The organism is Leeuwenhoekiella blandensis MED217 (genome assembly GCF_000152985.1).
GTDB lineage: Bacteria > Bacteroidota > Bacteroidia > Flavobacteriales > Flavobacteriaceae > Leeuwenhoekiella > Leeuwenhoekiella blandensis.
In genome coordinates this window covers 624,473-644,097 of record NZ_CH672395.1, presented here as the reverse complement: position 1 = coordinate 644,097, position 19,625 = coordinate 624,473, and the positions used below count along the sequence as shown (strand labels likewise).

Sequence of the window (19,625 nt, the reverse complement as noted above, 5' to 3'; positions counted from 1 at the left end):
AGAATCTAGTATACTTCGATGTTAGAGATCAATGGGCAAGCTAGTGCTTCGGTGATCTCGATTTTAAGTTTTGACGTTTCCACTCCGTTTAATTTCAGGATGCGTTTATGCCCGATCGTTGTTTGGTTTTGCACTTCTTTCCAAGCACCATCTTCCCAAACCGAAACCGTAAACGCAGCCACGCGCTGACCTAGTTTAATATACTCTTGAAGCGAAATATAATTCAGTGTTTGCGGCGCTTCCCAACTCAGTTCGATGCTTCCGGTAGTTACACCGTCATTTGTTGCCCAATAAGTTTCTGCATCGCCATCAAGCACTTTGTCTGCAGCATAAACTGGCTTATCGCCACGCACAGGAGTTGCGGTAGCAGTGGCTTTTTCGGCTAAATTTTCAGCAAAAACGCTGTCTAATATTTTTCTGAATCCACGAAGTGACGCCACATCATTCTCGTGAAATAAACCGCGACGGTCTGGCGGAATATTCAATAATAAGGTTGAACCGCGACCTACCGAAGTCAGATACAATTCAAATAAATTTTCTGGAGAACGCACCAGCGAATCTTCTGAAGCGTGATAAAACCACCCCGGACGAATCGAAGTATTTACCTCTGCCGGAATCCAGCTTTTGCCATTTTTAGTTCCACTTTGCAAGAGTTCTTCAATCCCTGCTTTACCGGCATAAAGCGTATCTGTTGTAATGGTGTTCCAATGGGTCTCTCCGCCAATTCCGCGTTCATTTCCTACCCAACGCAAATCTGGTCCTGCATCGCTAAAAAACAACACAGGCGGCTGCATAGAATCAACCATTTTCAACGTTGTGGGCCAATCATAATAATTTTGACGATCGATCTTGCGCTCTTCATTGGCGCCGCCATAATAGCCGTCACCTCCGTTAGCACCATCAAACCACATTTCAAAAACAGGTCCGTAACCGGTGAATAACTCTTTAAGTTGATTGCGGTAATATCTGATGTAAGATTCCTCACCATAATCGGCACGATTACGATCCCAAGGTGATAAATAAACGCCAAACTCCAATCCATGTGCTTTGGCTGCTTCTGCAACTTCTTTTACTAAATCCCCTTTTCCATCTTTATACGGACTCGACGCTATATCGTGCTCCGTGTATGCAGAAGGCCATAAAGCAAAACCGTCGTGGTGTTTTGCAGTTAGAATGGTTCCGCTAAAACCGGTTTCTTCCAGAACAGACATCCACTGATCAGTGTCCAATGCAGATGGATTAAAAAGCTCTGGAGATTCGTCTCCATAACCCCATTCTTTATCGGTAAAGGTGTTTATGGTAAAATGAATAAAGGCATTCATTTCCATATCATACCAAGCGAGTTGATCTTCTGAAGGCACTGCACCATAAGGCTCAGGGACACCATCATTTGAAGATTCGCAGGCCACAAGACCACACAATAAAAAACTTAAAAAAGGAATATAGAATCTATTCATAAAAAGCGTTTATTCTGATTTATAAGAAAATGCAAGCGCTGCTTTTGCGGTGTTTCTTACTGAAGCAGGAAGCCTTACAGTTACCACATTATCTTTAATCGTATAGTTTATTTTTTTTCCGGTACTTACCAGTTTAAGACTGCTTCCTTTTTTAGGAAGGTTACCTTCCCAGCTCACCGTATTGGGTACCGCTTCACCTTCGGTCAATAAAGTTATTGCAAAGGTATTTTTGTCGTTTGCCGTAAAATACGTTGCCTCACTGTGATAATTGTCAATTGCATGGGTACTGTAAATTGCCTCACCGTTTGTATCTAACCAATCTCCTATTTCAGTAAGAATAGGTAGCGCATCAGGAGGCAGCAAACCATCTGGTTGTGGGCCAACACCTAAAAGCATGTTTCCACCTTTGGCTACCACTTCAATTAAACTGTGAATCACTTTTGCCGAAGTTTTAAAGTTATCATTAGGCACATAACCCCAGTTATTTCCTAAGGTCATATTGGTTTCCCAAGGATGATCTAGTTTGGTTTCCGGGATCGAACGCTCAGGAGTTTGATAATTCTCGTAAGGCCCGTGAACGGTACGGTCTGCAAAGATGATTCCCGGCTGTGCTTCGCGTGCCATTTTTGCGATGCGTGGCATATCGATCTCCTGACTGAATTCTGGAATTGGAGCTCCCCAAGCGCGCACTTCATCGGTCACCGTCTCACGCGGGCGTACCCAGCCACCATCTAACCATAAAATGTCTATAGACCCATAATCCTGCATCAACTCACTGATCTGGTTGAATGTGAAATCCTGAAAGCTTTTCCATTTTTCAGGATACTTTCTGATGTCATAATTCACATTACGGTCTGGTGTTGCATATTTATCCCACCAGAAATCTTGCGAATGCCAGTCTGGTTTAGAAAAATAAGCGCCGATCATAAAATCTTTCTTTCTAAATGCCTCAAATACATATTTGGCGACATTGGCTTTTGGATGGTTTTTGAAAGGTCCGTTGGTGATTTTATAATCGGTTTGCTGGGTATCAAACATATTGAAACCGTCGTGGTGCTTCGTAGTAAAAACCACATATTTCATTCCGGCATCAGCTGCAGCCTCGGCCCATTGATCCGGATCAAAATTCACAGGATTGAAAACCGAACTCAGATTCCAGTACCATTTTTTGTAATCGTTGTATGAGATTCCTTCAGGACGCTCCAGCCAAGGCTCAGAGCAAATTTGCCAGCTTTCGATAATCCCGGGAACTGCATACACACCCCAGTGAATAAGCATTCCAAATTTTTGATCTCCCCAAACGGAAAGTTTTTCCTTTACCTGAGGATCGCTAGGTGCTTGATATATTTTGGATTGTTCGTGCAAATTACCCCCTTGAGCAAATAAGCCGTTGCTGCCGGATAGGGATCCCAGCAGCACAGCTAAAACATAAAAAAACTTAGAGTATGAAAGGTCCCGCATAAGTATTGTTAGTTGTTAGTAAGTTGTATAGATTCTGAAAGTTCAAAACGTTCTTTAAGTCTAATATCTTGAGAAGAAGCTCCTAATTGAACTTCAAATTCGCCGGCTTCGGCTACATGATTCATTTCGGCATCAAACAGCGCTAATTCTGCCGGTGTTAAGATAAAAGTCACTGTTTTGCTTTCGCCTTTGTCCAAATGAATGCGTTCAAATCCGCGTAATTGTTTTACCGGAGTGACCACGCTACTCACCACATCGCTCAGGTACAGTTGAACGACTTCGTCTCCATCCCGATCTCCGGTATTTGTAACTTCAACCGAAACTTCAATGGTTGTGTTTGTAGCATTTCCGCTTTGCGAAATTTTCAAATCTGAATAGTCAAAAGTGGTATAGCTCAAGCCGTGACCAAAAGCATATAATGGTGCCGAAGTTTCTTCAACATAATCTCGGCGTTTAGGCCACCAGTGGTTATAATACACCGGAGATTGCCCTACCGATTTTGGGATCGAGACCGGCAAACGCCCCGCCGGATTATAATCACCAAATAAAACATCTGCCAGCGCGTGACCTCCCTGTGAGCCGGGATACCACGTGTCTATGATCGCAGGAATGTGTTTGGCAGGCCAATTGATCAACAAAGGTCTGCCGGTAATCAACACTAATATTGTGGGAGTTCCTGTCGCTTCTACCGCCTGTAAAAGCTCTAATTGTTTTCCCATAAGATCTAAAGTAGAACGGTCATAACCTTCTCCACTTTCCATATCACTTAAAACTTGATCCTCTTTTGAGGAAACGGTCGCTGCACCCGTCTCTAAGTATTCTGTTTTAAAATCACGAGCGCTAGAACCACCGAGCACCACAATAGCTACTTCAGCGCTTTTGGCCGCTGCAACCGCCGCAGGAATATCAGTTTGAGTGGTATCGCGAATGGCTGTTCCTTTTACATAAGTGATTTCAGCCTTTGGCATTTTGGCACGAATTCCTTCCAGAGGCGTTACGATAAATTCGGGTTCTTGTGGTGCAGTATAGTCGCCTAATTGATTATACATCATATCAGCGTTAGGACCGATCACTGCAATTTTTTTAAGCTCTTTAGAAAGCGGAAGCAACCCATTCTCATTTTTAAGTAAGGTCACGCCTTCCAGCGCCATTTCTTTTGCGATCGCAATATGTGCCGCGCTACGCACCACTTTTTTAGGCGCCTTTTCTTCTACATACGGATTTTCAAAAAGCCCCATTTTAAACTTTAAACGCAATACATATTTTACGGCTTCGTCTAAGCGCGCTTCAGAAACTTTTCCATTTTTAAAAGCGTTGAGCAATTCATCATCAAAACCATTTCCGCCTAAATCTGCATCTACACCGGCGTTCATCGCTAAGGCAGCAGCATCCTCAAAAGTTGCAGCCGCGTGATGATCACCTTTAATACCTTCGATGCTTGCTAAGTCTGAGACCACAAACCCTTCAAAACCCCATTGCTCGCGCAATAAACCGGTAAGCAAGGCTTTGTTTGAAGTACTCGGAATTCCATCAACCGAACTGTACGCCGTCATTACAGAAAGCACACCAGCATCGATTGCTTTTTTAAACGGATACATATAATCTTGCATGAGTTCGCGTTGCCCAATATGTACTGCACCACCGTTGTGACCACCTTCTGAAACGCCGTATGCAGCAAAATGCTTTAAAGTAGAAATTACACTTTCAGGATTTTCTATTCCTTCACCTTGAAAGCCTTCGATGACACCCAATCCCATTTCAGAAATCAAATAAGGATCTTCGCCGAAGGTCTCTTCTACCCGAGACCAACGCGGTTCACGTGCTAAATCTAAAATAGGCCCGTAACCGATGTGGGCACCTTGAGCGCGCAATTCTTTTGCAACTGCCGCTCCCATTTTTTTATTCAATTGCGGATTAAAGGTACTCGCCTGACCGATAGCTGATGGAAATTCGGTAGTCCCAATAGCCATATGGCCGTGCATCGCTTCTTCCGCCAGAAATAATGGGATTCCTAATCGGCTTTCTTCGACAGCAACTTTTTGAATGGCGTTAGTCGCTTTTGCAGCGAGTTCCGGATTCAGCCCATTTGACAAAGTTTTTTGCGTCCAAGGATCGGCACGCATCACGCCCCAAAGAGCGCCTATTTTTTGAATGGCAATCGCCTCTTTTAAAGCCTCACTGGCTTTAACTGAATTACCAGTTTTTGTGTACATTTTCCATCCCAAAAGTGTGGTGAGTTGTCCTACCTTTTCTTCGATGGTCATACGCTCTACGAGATCGGTAACGCGATCTTCTATTGGCGCCTGCGCATTCTTATAGACTGCATTTGCAGGCACTTCTTCTTGAGCGCAAAGCTGCGCCACTGCGAAAACAAGCACGAACACAGTGGCAAACAACTTCTTCAAATAAATATAACACATAAGGTTCTTTATCAATTTTGGTATCGCTTTGTGAAAAACGCAAACTTTACGTTAGAATTTCAACAATAAGCTTTTTAAAACTAAAAGAACATTAAACAGATTTGAAAAATAATCGCTGAATAACCGCTGAACGTAGCTTAGTAACGCTAAATATTAAGATTTTTTTAAATGTTTGTAAAGTAGGTGTAATCGCCTCCAGCCTTTGAAAACGTTGTACTTGATTTAAAAATTAAATATTAAATTAGTTTGAAGTTAATCCCAAAGCAGGTCTGCGCTTAAACAAAAAAAGGGTGCTTTTGCGAGCACCCTTTTCACCAGAAACAATTTAAAAAAACTCAAAAAACTCTCGTTTTTATGCGCTGCCATAGCTTCACCAGGGCTATGGTTGCAATCAGCGTGAGTAACGTTAGGATGCTGGCTTGGGTATAATACCCGTAAATCCAGTATCCGGTGCTAAAAAGCGCACCATATATTGTGACACAACCTACCAATGTGGCTAAAATACCCGCAGGAACAGACCATTTTTGATTGTTGGTCACTAAAGCAACACCTTGGGCACGTGCTTTAATAATAATTTTCTCCCAACCGGGACCACCGGGTTGTGTTTGTTTATAAAAATCAAATAAGGTTTTATCCTTTTCAGGGCGCGTCAAGAAGGTAACTGCTAACCAAACAATTGAAGTTAAAAGCACTACAACAGGATAGGTTGACCAATTAGGCAAAATACCATCTGCTTCGGCGGTACCAAAGAGCACCACTCCTAAAGACGTAAAGTTGAAAAGAATGGAAATAATTCCTGATGAGAACATTGCAGAGATCTCACTCCACGCGTTGATTCTCCACCAAAACCAGCGTAGAATAAATATCAATCCAGTACCTGCTCCAAACATCAAGATAATGTTGAAGAGTTGATATGCATTAGTCAACAGTAACGCAACCCCTGAACTTACCACCATCAACAATACTGTTGAAATTCGGCCTACATTTACCAGCTCTTTTTGAGAGGCTTTCGGTTTGACATAGCGCGCGTAAAAGTCATTTACTACGTACGATGAACCCCAGTTCAAATGCGTTGAAATTGTTGACATATAGGCTGCGATCAGTGACGCCATCACCAAGCCTAACAATCCGCTTGGTAGTTTGGTCAACATAGCAGAATACGCCAAATCATCACCTAATTTACTTTCCACAATATTGGGAAATGCCTCGTGAATGCTTGCAATATCAGGATATACTACAATTGAAGCTAAGGCTACTAAGATCCACGGCCAAGGACGCAACGCATAGTGCAAAGCATTAAAGAAAAAGGTTGCTCCAATCGCGTGATTCTCATCTTTAGCCGCAAGCATACGCTGCGCAATGTAACCACCTCCACCAGGTTCTGCACCTGGATACCAAGCGCTCCACCACTGTACCGCAAGCGGGATAATCAACAGTGAGATCAAGGTCGTAGTATCATTAAAATCAGGAAGTATATTTATTTTGTTAATAACCGCTTCATTCGCCATTAGGCCTTCCATCCCACCAACTTCTGGGAGATTCACACAGTAATATGCTGCGCCAATACCACCTGCCATTGCAGCAAAAAAGAGAATAAAATCGGTATAAACAACTCCTTTAAACCCTCCTATCGTACTAAAGATCACGGTAACCAATCCGGCATATCCTATGGTTTCTAACGGTGTTAAACCAAGCATAATTTGCCCGATTTTAATAGCGGCTAGTGTTACTGCACTCATCGCCATTACGTTGAAAATCACACCTAAATACACTGCTCGAAAACCACGTAAAAACTTCGCTGGTTTTCCGCCGTAGCGTAATTCATAAAACTCGATATCGGTGTTGACTTCAGACTTTCTCCAGAGTTTTGCATAGACAAAAACAGTAAGTAAACCGGTGATCAAAAATGCCCACCAAACCCAGTTACCGCTTACGCCTTGATTACGCACAATATCAGTAACCAAGTTAGGCGTATCGGTAGAAAAAGTTGTGGCCACCATAGAGACCCCTAACAACCACCACGGCATGTTTCTGCCTGAAAGAAAATATTCAGAAGAGCTTTTACCTGATTTTTTTGCAACGAGAAGTCCGACAATCAGGGTTGTTGCAAAAAAGCCAATGATAATGGCATAATCAAGTGTTTCTAAAGCTACCATAGATGAATATTCGTTTACGTTAAAGTTCTTTTTTGGCTATTTTCAACTTAAAAATGATAACGCATAAATGCTTCCATCGCTGCATATTCGGCAAGACCTAAAGCTCTGTACTTACTAGCAGTTTCTTTATTTCGATCTTCTGCACGCACCCAAAATTCTCGCAGGTCTTCTCCTTGAAACATCACACCATCTTTTTGTGATTGGTGATAGAAAATGGCCTGTCTCTTTTTCAGCACCTGATCAGGGCTCATAGGAACTGCCATCTCGATCTCGTGCATTTCAAACTCGTGCCACGCGCCGCGGTATAACCACACCCAGCAGTCGTTCATATACGCCTCGCCCTTAAGTTGCTCAAGCGATTCAAATATAATATTTAAACATACTTTATGCGTTCCGTGCGGATCTGCAAGATCTCCCGCAGCATAGATTTGATGCGGTTTAACGTTCGCGATTAGTTCATTTACAATATCCACATCATCTTGCGACATGGGATTCTTTTTAATTCCTCCTGTTTCGTAAAACGGAAGATCTAAAAAGTGTACGTGCTCATCAGCAACACCTTCAAAACGGGTTGCTCCTAGTGATTCGCAGCGTCTGATGATTCCTTTTAACTGGCGTACTTCAACCGGATCGATCTCGTTACGTTGTTTGTTTTTTATTTGCTCTGCAATTGCAGCAAATTTTTCTTTATCTCCGTTACCAATTTGGGCTGCAACTTCGGCAAACTTCAAAGCCTCGTGATCTGAAACTGCGATGTTTCCAGAAGTTTGATAAGCGATATGCACCTCGTGCCCTTGTTCTACCAGACGGTCAAAAGTACCTCCCATAGAGATCACATCATCATCAGGGTGCGGACTAAAAATAATCACGCGTTTTTTCTCTGGGGTTGCACGCTCTGGTCTGTTAGTATCATCAGCTCCCGGCTTACCACCCGGCCATCCGGTAATGGTGTGCTGCAGCTTGTTAAACATTTCGATATTGAGATTATACGCAGAACCTTGAAGCGCCAATAGGTCTGACATTCCGTTGTCATTATAATCTTTATCGGTAAGACTTAAAATCGTTTTATTTACTTTTTGGCAAAGCCAAAACACTGCTTTTGCAGTCAATTCTTTAGTCCAATCACAAGTACCCACTAACCACGGAGTTTTCACTCGGGTTAATTCAGAAGCAGCTGCGTCGTCAAGCACAAATGTGGTATTTTCGTGCTCCTGAAGATAAGTCGCCGGAACGTGTGAAGAAATCTCACCTTCAATGGTCTCTTTTAAGATCTCAGCTTTATTTTGCCCCCATCCTAAAAGTACAATTCGCTTAGCGCCAAGTACCGTATTGATCCCCATTGTGATCGCTTTTTTAGGCACATTAGACAAACCTCTAAAAGCTCCTGAAGCATCAGCACGGGTTAGATAATCTAGGGTGATCATTCGGGTTCCACTATTAAAGTGCGACCCCGGTTCGTTAAAACCAATATGACCGGTTCTACCAATTCCCAAAAGTTGAAAATCGAGTCCTCCGGCAGCTTTAATTTTTTCTTCGTAAGCGATACAAAACGGCTTGATCTCTTCTTGAGAGATCGTCCCATCAGGGATGTTCACCTGATCTGCAGGAATGTCCACGTGATTGAATAAATGCTCGTGCATAAAGTAATGATAACTTTGCACGTCTGACTTATCCATTGGCCAGTATTCGTCAAGATTAAAAGTGATTACATTTTTAAAGCTCAAGCCTTCTTCCTGATGCATACGCACAAGTTCTGCGTAAACGTTAATTGGGGAAGAACCTGTGGCAAGGCCTAAAACACACTTTTCACCTGCAGCTTCCTTGCTTTTTATTAAATCTGCAATTTCCTGCGCTACGATCACTGATGCATCGGTAGCATTCTGAAAGCTGATGTTGTGTATCTTTTCAAAACGCGTTTCTTCAAACTTTCCCGCGGGTTCATATTTGATCAATGCTGAATCTTTAACCTGTAAATCCATATCTACTGAATGAGTTTTGCTGACTTTAAAAATGTTTAGAAAAGCTAACTTTTTTTGAAATTTCTACATCACCGCGCTACAATATCTAGCTTTCTAAGGATGAAATTCCCAATTTTCTTAACTATTTCAAAAAAGATTCGATAGACAACGGCTGTAAGAAGCTAAATAACATCAATTGCAGGGCTCTGGTATTTGCAATTTGTTATCAAATTGCAAAATATATTGAGCATCTTACTCAAAAATCACCTCCCTGGCATTCACCCATTCTTTATGCGTGATTGCTTGTTTTTTGATAGATTTTCCGTCGATTGAAAAACCAGCAGAGACCTTTGTTGGGTTTTCTGAAACATTTTGTATCACCAAGGTGTCGTTAGCATAAAAATCAGAATTCAAATGAATAGTAACCTTGTTGAATTGTGGTGCCGAAAGTGTATAGGTTGCTTCGCCCGGAGTCATCGGGTAAAAGCCCATCATCGCATAAATGAGCCAGGCGCTCATCGTCCCGGTATCTTCGTTACCCGGAAGCCCGGCAGGTTTATTAGTAAAATACGTATCGATCAAATCAGCTACTTTTTCACGAGTCTTATAACTCTTCCCCGGAAGGTAATTGTATAAAAACGGATACGCAATATCAGGCTCATTAGCCATATCAAACTGATCTTCCGCAAAAAGTGCATCGAGCTTTGCCTCAAACTTTTTTGCACCACCCATCATTTTGATCATTCCCTTGATGTCGTGTGGCTGCATAAATAAATATTGCCACGCATTACCTTCTATAAAGCCCGGATTTTCGGTAAAATTAGCACCGGCAAGAGGATCAAAAGGTTCGTACCAAGTGCCGTCAGACATTTTAGGTTGCAAAAAACCGGATGTTTTATTGAACAGTTTTTTATACGAAAGCGCGCGCTTCGTAAAACGCTTAGCATCTTCTTTTTTTCCTAGCGCTTCAGCCAATTGAGCGATACTAAAATCTGCAATATTATATTCCTGAGTGGTAGAAACAGGACCCGCAACGTCAGAGTCGACACTTACATAACCCTTATCAATGTACTCAGCTATACCCGGGCGCAACGGATTATTCTCTTTAGCGTCAGCACTTTTTAGCATTGCCGAGTAAGCTTTTTCCACATCAAAATCAGTGATTCCTCTTTGGTATGTATCTGCTAGAACAACCGCTGCCGGATCACCAACCATCGTAAAAGTTTCGGTTGCATTAAGTTCCCACTTGGGCAGCCAGTCATTTTGATCATAGATCTCAAGCATAGAATTCACCATATCTAATTGCTCCTGCGGATACAGCAAACTCATCAACTGGTGGTAATTACGATAGGTATCCCATAGCGAAAACACCGTATAACGGGTACCGTCTGTTTTTTTAGTCGCCCGGGTTTTCATCGCGGGGTACTCCCCATTACTGTCATTCAAAATACTTGGCGCTATCTGCGTATGATACAAGCCGGTATAGAAAATGGTTTTGTCGTCTGCATCATCCCCTTCTACTTCTACAACACTCAATTTATCATTCCATGCTTTTTTGGTTTGCTCATACACCTCGTCAAAAGATGCATCGCCCACTTCTTTATCAAGATTCTCACGTGCGTTTGCTATGCTCACATAAGAAACGCCGATTTTCATCACGACCTGCGTAGGCTTTTCAAAATCATACTGCACATAAGCGCCAATACTATCTCCCACCACTTCACGCATAAATTGCTCTTTGAGACGCGTCTTTCCGTTATAACCCATCCACTGCGCTTCTACACCTTCATAGGTTGCCGGTTTATCCCAAATACCAAAATTTTGTGGTGCTTCAGAAATGCGCGCAACAAAATATACCGGATAGGCACTTTCAGCATTATTATAACAAAACGAACCTACCATACGGTAGCCTTCAATCTCTGTAGGTGAATTGAACTTAAGCATCGCACCGTGTTCGTTAGTAAGACCAAGGCCTAAATTCAATAAAAGATTGGCCTTTCCGGCAGGAAAACTATACCTGCTCACACCCACGCGCGTGCTTGCGGTGAGTTCGGTTTTGACATCATATTTATCTAAGTCAACCGAATAATATCCCGGTTTTGCTTCTTCGTTTTTATAGGTCGTACCATACTCTAAATGCGCTGTTTTGAGTTCGCCTGTAGTGGGCATACTCAAAATCACGCCTAGATCAGGACAGCCCACACCACTCATATTAAGGTGACTGAAACCGGTTAAAAAGGTATTCTCGTTCACATAAGGGTTAGACAACCAGCGGCTGTCTTTTTCCAGTACATTTTGAGGCCCAGCAACGTTAAATGGCGAAACACTCGCCATCCCGCGCGGAGCGATCGCTCCCGGATGGGTAGCTCCAAAATTAGAAGTACCTATAAATGGGTTAACATATTGGGTGTAATCCTTTTGCTGCGCAGTTGCCACAAAACCGAAGCATAATGCGACGAACAAAGCAACTTTTAAATAATTCATGCTCTTATATTTTCTCTTAATTCACTAAAATCTCATCTACAAACAACCACGCGCCGCCTCCTTTTGGAGTTTTAGACAAAGGCTGAATACTTACGCGAATGTACTGTGCCTGCTGCGCTTCAAAATCCAGTTTAAAATTCTCAATCTTTGCGCCCGGATTGGGTTGATAATCTCGTGTGGTTTGCGCTACTTGCTGAAAGTTTGCCCGATCTTGAGACACTTCAACTTTCACTTCCTCTGGAAAATAAATCCCGGTTCCCTGCTCTTCTAAAGTTCCTACAACCACTTGCTGCACGTATTTCAATTCCTGTAAATCGATCGTAACCACAGCCGGATTATTGATCCATCCCTGCCAGCGACCGTCTTCAAAATATTTGCTTCCGCGCAGCACATCAACTAAAGCTGTTGCCCCAGTTGAAGCATAATTCGCATTGTAGTCAAATTTATACGTTACCGGCTTTGCAACGGCTTGATGAAAGTCAAAAAACTTATTCATCGCATCGCCCATTTGCTTTCCGTTTTCAAAAACAGCAGCTTTTACGAGCGTGGTGCTATCAATTGTAATTGGCACTTCATAAACTGAAGATCCTGAAGTTAATTCAGCATCATCTAATGCGTAATGAATTTCAGTTTCCGGAAATTCTGATTGTAAAGCCACCGTTATCTTACCGGTTTCTAAATCAATTTCAGACTCCGGTTGAATAGCAAACGCACTTTTTGCATAATTGATATCCATCACGTCAAAACGTTGCATCATTTTACGCACACGCTGCGCGTAGTTTTGCCAATCTTGTTTTTCTTCTGGACTCCAAAGTACTTCTGCAGCCGCTGTTAACCTTGGAAATAACATGTATTCTGAATGCGCTTCGGTAGGAATATATTCTGACCACAAATTGGCCTGCCCTCCTAAAACGTGTTTCTTTTGTTCTACGCTCATCGAGTCGACCACCGGACTAAACGCATACACTTTTTCTAGCGGAAGAAACGCATTAAAGGCTACCGGCTCATAGTCTGGACTGCCTTGATAATAATCAAAATACATATGGCTCACCGGTGTCATAATCACATCGTGACCGGCTTTGGTCGCTTCCCAACCTCCTTCAAAACCACGCCAACTCATCACCGTTGCTTTTTGTGGCAAACCACCTTCGAGAATCTCATCCCAACCGATCAAGGTTCTATTGTGAGCGCTTAGAAATTTCTCAATGCGCTTCATAAAATAACTTTGCAATTCGCCGGTATTCGCAAGACCTTCTTCGCGCATGCGCTTTTGGCAATGTGGGCAGGTTTCCCAGTCGGTTTTTGTTGCTTCATCTCCGCCTGCGTGAATGTATTCTCCCGGAAAAAGTTCCATTACTTCGGTTAACACATCTTCAAGAAATTCAAAAGTAGATTCTTTACCTGCGCAATAAATATCGGTTATGGGCCACACACCTCCCGAAGGCACTGCGATAGGTTCTTCTTTACACGACAACCAAGGGTACGCCGCGATCGCGCTCATCACGTGCGCGGGCATCTCGATTTCAGGAATCACTCGAATTCCTTTTTCTTTTGCGTAGGCTACGATCTCTTTAATGTCTTCCTGCGTGTAAAAACCACCAAAAGTTGCTTCGTCATCCGGATCATTTGGAGTGCGGGCATTCCAGTGTTTGTTTTCCTGGTCTACGCGGAAACCTCCAACTTCTGTAAGTTTAGGATACTTCTTAATTTCTATGCGCCAGCCCTGATCGTCTACCAAGTGAAAATGAAAGGTATTGAGCTTTAGAAAAGCCATACGATCCAGATGTTTTTTGATGTATTCTTTACCGAAAAAATGACGAGAGACATCTAAATGGCTTCCGCGATACGGGTATTGCGGTGCGTCATCAATTGAAACATTAGGAATGTATAATGCTAGATCTGAAACCTCTGAAGTACTTTCAATCTCTTTTGGAAGCAGTTGTCTGATGGTTTCTAAACCGTAAACGAAACCTAGTTTAGAGTTGGCTCCTAAAGTCACTTTTTCATTAGTAACCTTGAGCGAATAAGCCTCACTTTCTAAAGTGTCATTCCGTTTTAACTGAATGCTATTTGAAGTTTTTTCTGAAGTAACTCCTAGCGTAAAGCCTGCAGACCGCACTAATAGATCATTGAGAATACCGGTTAGAACCTCAAGACTATCTTCTGCAATAACAAATTGCGTTTCTGGAGTGATCTCAAAACTCCCGGAATGCAACTCCAAAGATTTAGGTTGAGGAATTAAAACCAGATCAGCCTCAGTAAAAGAGGGATGCTCCTTTTCGGCACAACCTATCAAGGCAATTGCTAAAAGAAAAAAGAGTGTTTTTATAGGTTTCATAAAATAGTATTTCAATATTTTGAATCTAAGACAAGCCATTCTATTACATAGCATAAGGTACAGTTGTCCCAGAAATTGTTTTCCGGGACTAGCTGTACCTAAGTAAACTTCCTCAGGGCAAGCCCATAAGGCATTGATTGGAAACGAATTTTCAATTTCGAGGCAAGCCTCGAAGTATTAAACCCTTTGGCGGTGCCAATAAAGATTCGTTCTTGGTTTTAGAATCTCTAAGCGAATCTAAACACACATATAAAGCCTTATGCCAGGCTTAGTTTGCAGCCTTAATTACCTCAAGTAATTCTGGCGTAAGCGCATTTCCGTCAAAAAAGGATGCTCCTTTTGCACCGTTATCTTTTGCAAGCTGAATGGCCGTTGCAAGATCTTCGGGACTCATTTCTGGCACATAAATACCAGTATGCAATTCTGTACCTGTTCCTTCAAGATCTTTTACACCCTGACCGGTAGCAAAGCCAATCCAGTCGATCTCTTCGTTATAAAAATTGTGGTAGATCATAGGTAAAACCACATCGATGTTCCATTTATCCCAACGCTGACGCACCATATGGTCTGCCATTTCAGGATAAGGAAAAACAGCTCCTGTTAAGAGTTTTCCGTTTTTATGCGCAATCTCATAGGCATCGTCAACAACAGCTTTGATCTGATTTAAACGGAATTGTTTCCACTCCATATCGATCGCCGTGTTGTGTGATTCTAACGGATTTTTATGATGCTCTTCTTCAAACTTTGCAATACAAGCGTCGCAATAACAGAAATCATATTCAGGCAACTCTGTGTCTTGAACGAGATCGTATTTTGGTAAAAGACCTATTGGTAAGAACACATCTGGATAACGAATGTAATCCAGATGGAAACTGCTCACACCTTCTACCTGAGTAAGCTTGTCGATCAAACCTAAAATGTGATTACGCGATCCCTCACGCGTAGGGCATAAAAACTGATAATAATCTACATACGGACGATGGTCAAACGTTGAATTTCCTTCTTTGCTTACCGCATACCACTCCGGGTGTTTAAGCGCTACCGTGTCTCCGGGGCGGTTCATCGTAAACATCCAAGCGTGCACCTCAAGACCTTCAGCGGTTGCTAAAGGAGTAAGGCGGGCTAATAAATCTGCATCTGCATTGGTATTGATCAAAACAGCATCCAGACCATTTTCAGCATACTTCTTAAATTCCTCTACATAAGAATCATCGCTACGCTTAGGATCTGCAGTCGTCCAAGTCCAGAATTTAAAATCGTCAGATGCAGCAGATGCAGCAGCAGTTGTAGGCTCTGCAGCCTCTTCTTTGCTTCCTGCAGGATGCATATTATCAATACAAGAAGTAGCTATTATCGTGAATAGCGCTACGATTACAAGTTTTAGTTTCATAGATTTCCTTAATTAATTTTTGAATATTTGCCATCTTCCTGAATGCGATAGCTCGCATCAGAATATGGACTTTCGACAGTTATAGACCAACCATAGTTATGATTATCCAAAACCGGAGTTATAGTTTTTTGATCTAGCTGAAAGCTTTCAGCCTCAATTGCTTCAAGCGAAGTTGCCCAAGCTTTATGCTCAGAAAAATAGGCTTTTTGAGCACGGTAAAATTCATACAATTTCCAGCGTATTTTTTCCTCCTGCGGAATTTCAAACGTAACTTCGTCTGAAACCGGCTTGGTAGAAAAATACACATAGCCCCAATGCTCGGGTTCGTGCATATTGATCACACCTTGCGGCGACCACACCCAATTGTATTCGGGTAAAAAGTTGCCTTCAGCATCCTTTTTACGGCTGTAGGTCTCGCCGTCTAATTGGTGATCCCAATTCACACGAGAAAAATTAATGCGCCAAAATTGATCTGTGGGCAGGTCATTGCTTCCGCTAGCTTCTTTTAAGACTTCCCAAGGCATCGCAATCTCAACACTCCAACCCGCATCTGTATCTGTAGGATCGTTCAAAGTTCCATCAATAGAAACTGCAGTTTGCAAGCCTTGAATATCCCAACTGTCGAGTACAGGAGCCGACTCGCGATAGGGTTTTACCAGAAGTAAATCCCAAACCGTATTGAGGGCATTCATCTCAAACTCGTAATAGTTATGCGTGTCGCCGTCAGGATCTATAAAAATCTCAAAATCATTATTGTAAAAGATTACCGTATCACGTTGCTTTAGTGTTGCCCACACGTGCGGCTCTTTAAGTTCGGCATAGAAATATAGGTTTTCATCATCCCAAAGCATTTTTACACGCGTATCATACTTGGGTGTTTTTACACCTTCTATATCGATGAACGATGCAGAAAATGGTGCTTTCTGCCAGACTTCTTCATCGGCCTTGCCATCAATCTCAAGAGGTGTTTCTATATGATGTGCCACATAAGAACGTGGCACTTGTTCCTGAGCACAACTCAAAAAAGACACTAATAGAAACAGTAGTGAAATTGTGTTCTTAATCATATTATAAGCTGTTATTTTTAACGAAATCTATGATCTCGCTCAGTTTTCCAAAAGCTACCGAAGTTACGGTATCTGCCGCTCCGTAATACAACGCCACCTTATCTTCTTCTACAGAATGCAATGTAGCACAAGGGAACAACACATTAGGCACATCACCTACCAATTCGTAAGGCGCTGCAGGCGCTAATAAATACGGCTGACTGCGATACAATACTTTATCCGGGCTGTCTTTATCTAAGATCGCCGCTCCTACCGAATATCTAAATCCGTTGCAGGTATTGATCACCCCGTGATAAAACAGCAACCAACCTTCATCAGTTAAAATAGGTACAGGACCTGCACCAATTTTTGTACACTGCCAAGCGCTGTCTGTAAACGGCGCGACTTTCATCACACAACGGTGCTCGCCCCAATATTTCATATCTGGGCTGTAGCTGATGTAAATATCTCCAAAAGGCGTGTGACCGTTATCACTCGGGCGGCTTAACATCGCGTATTTCCCGTCTATTTTCTGCGGAAGCAATACACCATTTCTATTAAAGGGGAGAAAGGCATTTTCGCACTGAAAGAATTCTTTAAAATCAAAGGTATACCCAATACCAATGGTAGGACCGTGATAACCGTTACACCATGTGATCCAATAGCGATCCTCGATAAAACAAACACGCGGATCGTACTTGTAATCAGACTCGATCATCTCTGTATTTCCGGCACCAAACTCGATCGGATCGTGATTGATCTCCCAGTCGATTCCATCTTTACTAAAGCCTGCAAAAATATTCATTTGCACCGCTTTGTTATCACATCTAAAAACCCCGGCATACCCATCTTCAAACGGCACTACCGCAGAGTTAAAAATGCTGTTAGAACTAGGAATTGCATACCTGTCTATAATAGGATTTGCATCATAACGCCACATTACATCTGTGCTGTTTGCCGGTCTGTCTTGCCAAGGGATTTGCGTTGTACTCATAAAATATACTTCTATTATTCACCTGTTACGGTGTCTTTTTTCTTGTTTAGTTTTTTAATTTTTTAACCTTGTCTAACCACGTAAACTTTAGAATAAGCGAGGTTACCCCAAATACTAAAAAGCTTACTGCAGTTTTCTCATAATCTCTAACCACCAAATAAATAGGCAGTAAAATCATACTTGATTGCCATACTATACCCACGATACAGTTGAACATATCTAAGCCAAAATCTTTATTTTTTCCTACTTGCTCTTCTTCGGTTAATTGCTCGCGCACCGGTTTCCACCAGCCCCAAGGATGTACCGAAGTGTAAAAACGCTTTAAGGTTTTTGTCGCCGTTGGTGGAGTCAGATAGGTTCCCAGAAAAGATCCTAAAAGGGAAAAGCCGAGAATTACCGGAAATAAATAAATTGCCGGAATATGTGCATACCAGTACAAGAAGCTTCCTTCTGCATACGTTGATGCACCTTGATCTATCATAAACTGAAGCGTCGCAACTATCAAACCGCTCAACATCCCCCAAAAATACCCCCAGCCGTTAAAACGCCACCAGATCCATTTTAAGAAATTGGCAGCTACATAACCACCGTACAACGAACTCGTAATCCAAAGGGTGATCGAGTTGATCGAATCTGCAAAGAATCCCATAATGACCCCTAGAGTTACCACTGCAAAAGAAGCCACGTGACTTGCTTTTACATAATGCCTATCTGAAGCTTCAGGTTTAAAATATTTCTTATAAATATCATTTACGATATAAGCAGGACCTGCATTTACAAAAGCCGAAAACGTAGACATAAAAGCCGCCAACAATCCTGCAAGCAACAGCCCTTTGATTCCTACCGGAACGTGATTATTGATCACCTGCGGAAGAATCACCTCAAGATCATTACTGGTTACACCTCCTGAGTTTGCCAACTCTGGTGCGATGTAAACCAGACCCAAAAGTACAATTGCAGCGATCATCAAATACCGCGGAATGAACAAAACCAAGTTGGTAAATCCGCTCATATAGGCTGCATCTTTGGCGGTGCGTGTAGATAAAATACGTTGCATATCATAACTAGGCGTTGGCCCGGCAATACTTGCAAAGAATCCTTTAAACAGACTCATCCCCACAAAAGCGCCAAACATCTTATAACCCTGCGTATCAATGAGCGTGTTGAATTCTTCAAAATCACCTGCCCAGAATCCGGTGAGCTGGCTACCAAAAGTTACTGTAGTCCATTCTTCAGGAATCAAGGCTGTAATTTCAGCATCGGTAAAGGAGAAAAAGGTGTATCCGGCTACCAAAATTCCCGCAAGAACCATAATCCCAAACTGCAATACTTCGGTAGAAACTACAGAGAACATTCCGCCCTTGATCGTGTAGATCGTTGTAAGTAAAATAAGAATTAGCGCATAGACTTGTTCCGCATTTAAAAGTGTGACATCGCCCAGAACCAAACTTACATCCCAAGGTAAGATCACCGTCATAAATTTACCGGCTCCTTCAAAAAAGTAGGCAATAAATCCTACCGAAGCTACCACCGCAAAGATCGCTACGATCAAATGCGAAGCACGGCCGGCTTTGTCATCGCCAAAACGCGAGAGAATCCATTCTGAACCGGTCATCACGTTAGATCTACGTATCCAAACGGCCAAGAACATCATCACAAAAACCTGATTAAAAATGGGCCACATCCACATAAACATGAAGCTCTTAACCCCATATAAAAAGAGGATTCCTACCATCCAAGCCGTTCCGGAAACGTCAAACATTCCCGAGCCGTTACTCAAGCCTAAATAGTACCACTTGATACTTTTACCTCCTAGAAAATAAGAGTCAAGTCCTTTTGAGGCCTTCTTTGCTACGTAAACTCCAATCCCAATAGTAAGCAGCAGGTAAACTGCAATTATAATTACATCAATACTATCCAT

The 19,625-nt window shown here is 42.3% G+C and carries 11 protein-coding genes; all 11 read right to left on the bottom strand.

Annotated elements, in window-relative coordinates:
- Positions 1–5: 5 nt before the first annotated feature.
- Entirely contained in the window at positions 6–1,457 is a 1,452-nt protein-coding gene (locus tag MED217_RS02800) for an alpha-L-fucosidase (RefSeq protein ID WP_009778960.1), read from the bottom strand.
- Between the two features lie 9 nt (positions 1,458–1,466).
- Positions 1,467–2,918 (bottom strand): alpha-L-fucosidase, encoded by a 1,452-nt coding sequence (locus tag MED217_RS02795; RefSeq protein WP_009778959.1) that lies wholly within the window; start codon positions 2,916–2,918, stop codon positions 1,467–1,469.
- An 8-nt stretch (positions 2,919–2,926) separates the two neighbouring features.
- Positions 2,927–5,338: a glycoside hydrolase family 3 N-terminal domain-containing protein gene (locus MED217_RS02790; protein WP_009778958.1), complete on the bottom strand. Its 2,412-nt coding sequence runs from the start codon at positions 5,336–5,338 to the stop codon at positions 2,927–2,929.
- A gap of 335 nt (positions 5,339–5,673) precedes the next feature.
- Positions 5,674–7,494 (bottom strand): sodium:solute symporter family protein, encoded by a 1,821-nt coding sequence (locus MED217_RS02785; protein ID WP_009778957.1) that lies wholly within the window; start codon positions 7,492–7,494, stop codon positions 5,674–5,676.
- A gap of 47 nt (positions 7,495–7,541) precedes the next feature.
- Entirely contained in the window at positions 7,542–9,473 is a 1,932-nt protein-coding gene (gene nagB / locus MED217_RS02780) for a glucosamine-6-phosphate deaminase (protein WP_009778956.1), read from the bottom strand.
- Between the two features lie 231 nt (positions 9,474–9,704).
- Entirely contained in the window at positions 9,705–11,936 is a 2,232-nt protein-coding gene (locus tag MED217_RS02775; RefSeq protein ID WP_009778955.1) for a GH92 family glycosyl hydrolase, read from the bottom strand.
- Positions 11,937–11,952: 16 nt separating this feature from the next.
- Entirely contained in the window at positions 11,953–14,274 is a 2,322-nt protein-coding gene (locus MED217_RS02770) for a glycoside hydrolase family 20 protein (RefSeq protein ID WP_009778954.1), read from the bottom strand.
- Between the two features lie 268 nt (positions 14,275–14,542).
- Positions 14,543–15,664 (bottom strand): glycoside hydrolase family protein, encoded by a 1,122-nt coding sequence (locus tag MED217_RS02765; protein ID WP_009778953.1) that lies wholly within the window; start codon positions 15,662–15,664, stop codon positions 14,543–14,545.
- Positions 15,665–15,672: 8 nt separating this feature from the next.
- Positions 15,673–16,731, bottom strand: a complete 1,059-nt coding sequence (locus tag MED217_RS02760; protein ID WP_009778952.1) for a carbohydrate-binding family 9-like protein — start codon at positions 16,729–16,731, stop codon at positions 15,673–15,675.
- A gap of 1 nt (position 16,732) precedes the next feature.
- Positions 16,733–17,704: a glycoside hydrolase family 130 protein gene (locus MED217_RS02755; protein ID WP_009778951.1), complete on the bottom strand. Its 972-nt coding sequence runs from the start codon at positions 17,702–17,704 to the stop codon at positions 16,733–16,735.
- A 46-nt stretch (positions 17,705–17,750) separates the two neighbouring features.
- Positions 17,751–19,625 carry a sodium:solute symporter family protein gene (locus MED217_RS02750; protein ID WP_009778950.1) on the bottom strand — a complete coding sequence of 625 codons (1,875 nt, stop codon included), beginning with the start codon at positions 19,623–19,625 and terminating at the stop codon, positions 17,751–17,753.

What these genes read in the sequence shown, in the direction of transcription:
- MED217_RS02775 (WP_009778955.1), bottom strand. Translation starts at nt 11,936, where the DNA reads ATGAATTATTTAAAAGTTGCTTTGTTCGTCGCATTATGCTTCGGTTTT.
- MED217_RS02790 (WP_009778958.1), bottom strand. Translation starts at nt 5,338, where the DNA reads ATGTGTTATATTTATTTGAAGAAGTTGTTTGCCACTGTGTTCGTGCTT.
- MED217_RS02795 (WP_009778959.1), bottom strand. Translation starts at nt 2,918, where the DNA reads ATGCGGGACCTTTCATACTCTAAGTTTTTTTATGTTTTAGCTGTGCTG.
- MED217_RS02770 (WP_009778954.1), bottom strand. Translation starts at nt 14,274, where the DNA reads ATGAAACCTATAAAAACACTCTTTTTTCTTTTAGCAATTGCCTTGATA.
- MED217_RS02755 (WP_009778951.1), bottom strand. Translation starts at nt 17,704, where the DNA reads ATGAGTACAACGCAAATCCCTTGGCAAGACAGACCGGCAAACAGCACA.
- MED217_RS02765 (WP_009778953.1), bottom strand. Translation starts at nt 15,664, where the DNA reads ATGAAACTAAAACTTGTAATCGTAGCGCTATTCACGATAATAGCTACT.
- MED217_RS02800 (WP_009778960.1), bottom strand. Translation starts at nt 1,457, where the DNA reads ATGAATAGATTCTATATTCCTTTTTTAAGTTTTTTATTGTGTGGTCTT.
- nagB (WP_009778956.1), bottom strand. Translation starts at nt 9,473, where the DNA reads ATGGATTTACAGGTTAAAGATTCAGCATTGATCAAATATGAACCCGCG.
- MED217_RS02760 (WP_009778952.1), bottom strand. Translation starts at nt 16,731, where the DNA reads ATGATTAAGAACACAATTTCACTACTGTTTCTATTAGTGTCTTTTTTG.
- MED217_RS02750 (WP_009778950.1), bottom strand. Translation starts at nt 19,625, where the DNA reads ATGGATAGTATTGATGTAATTATAATTGCAGTTTACCTGCTGCTTACT.
- MED217_RS02785 (WP_009778957.1), bottom strand. Translation starts at nt 7,494, where the DNA reads ATGGTAGCTTTAGAAACACTTGATTATGCCATTATCATTGGCTTTTTT.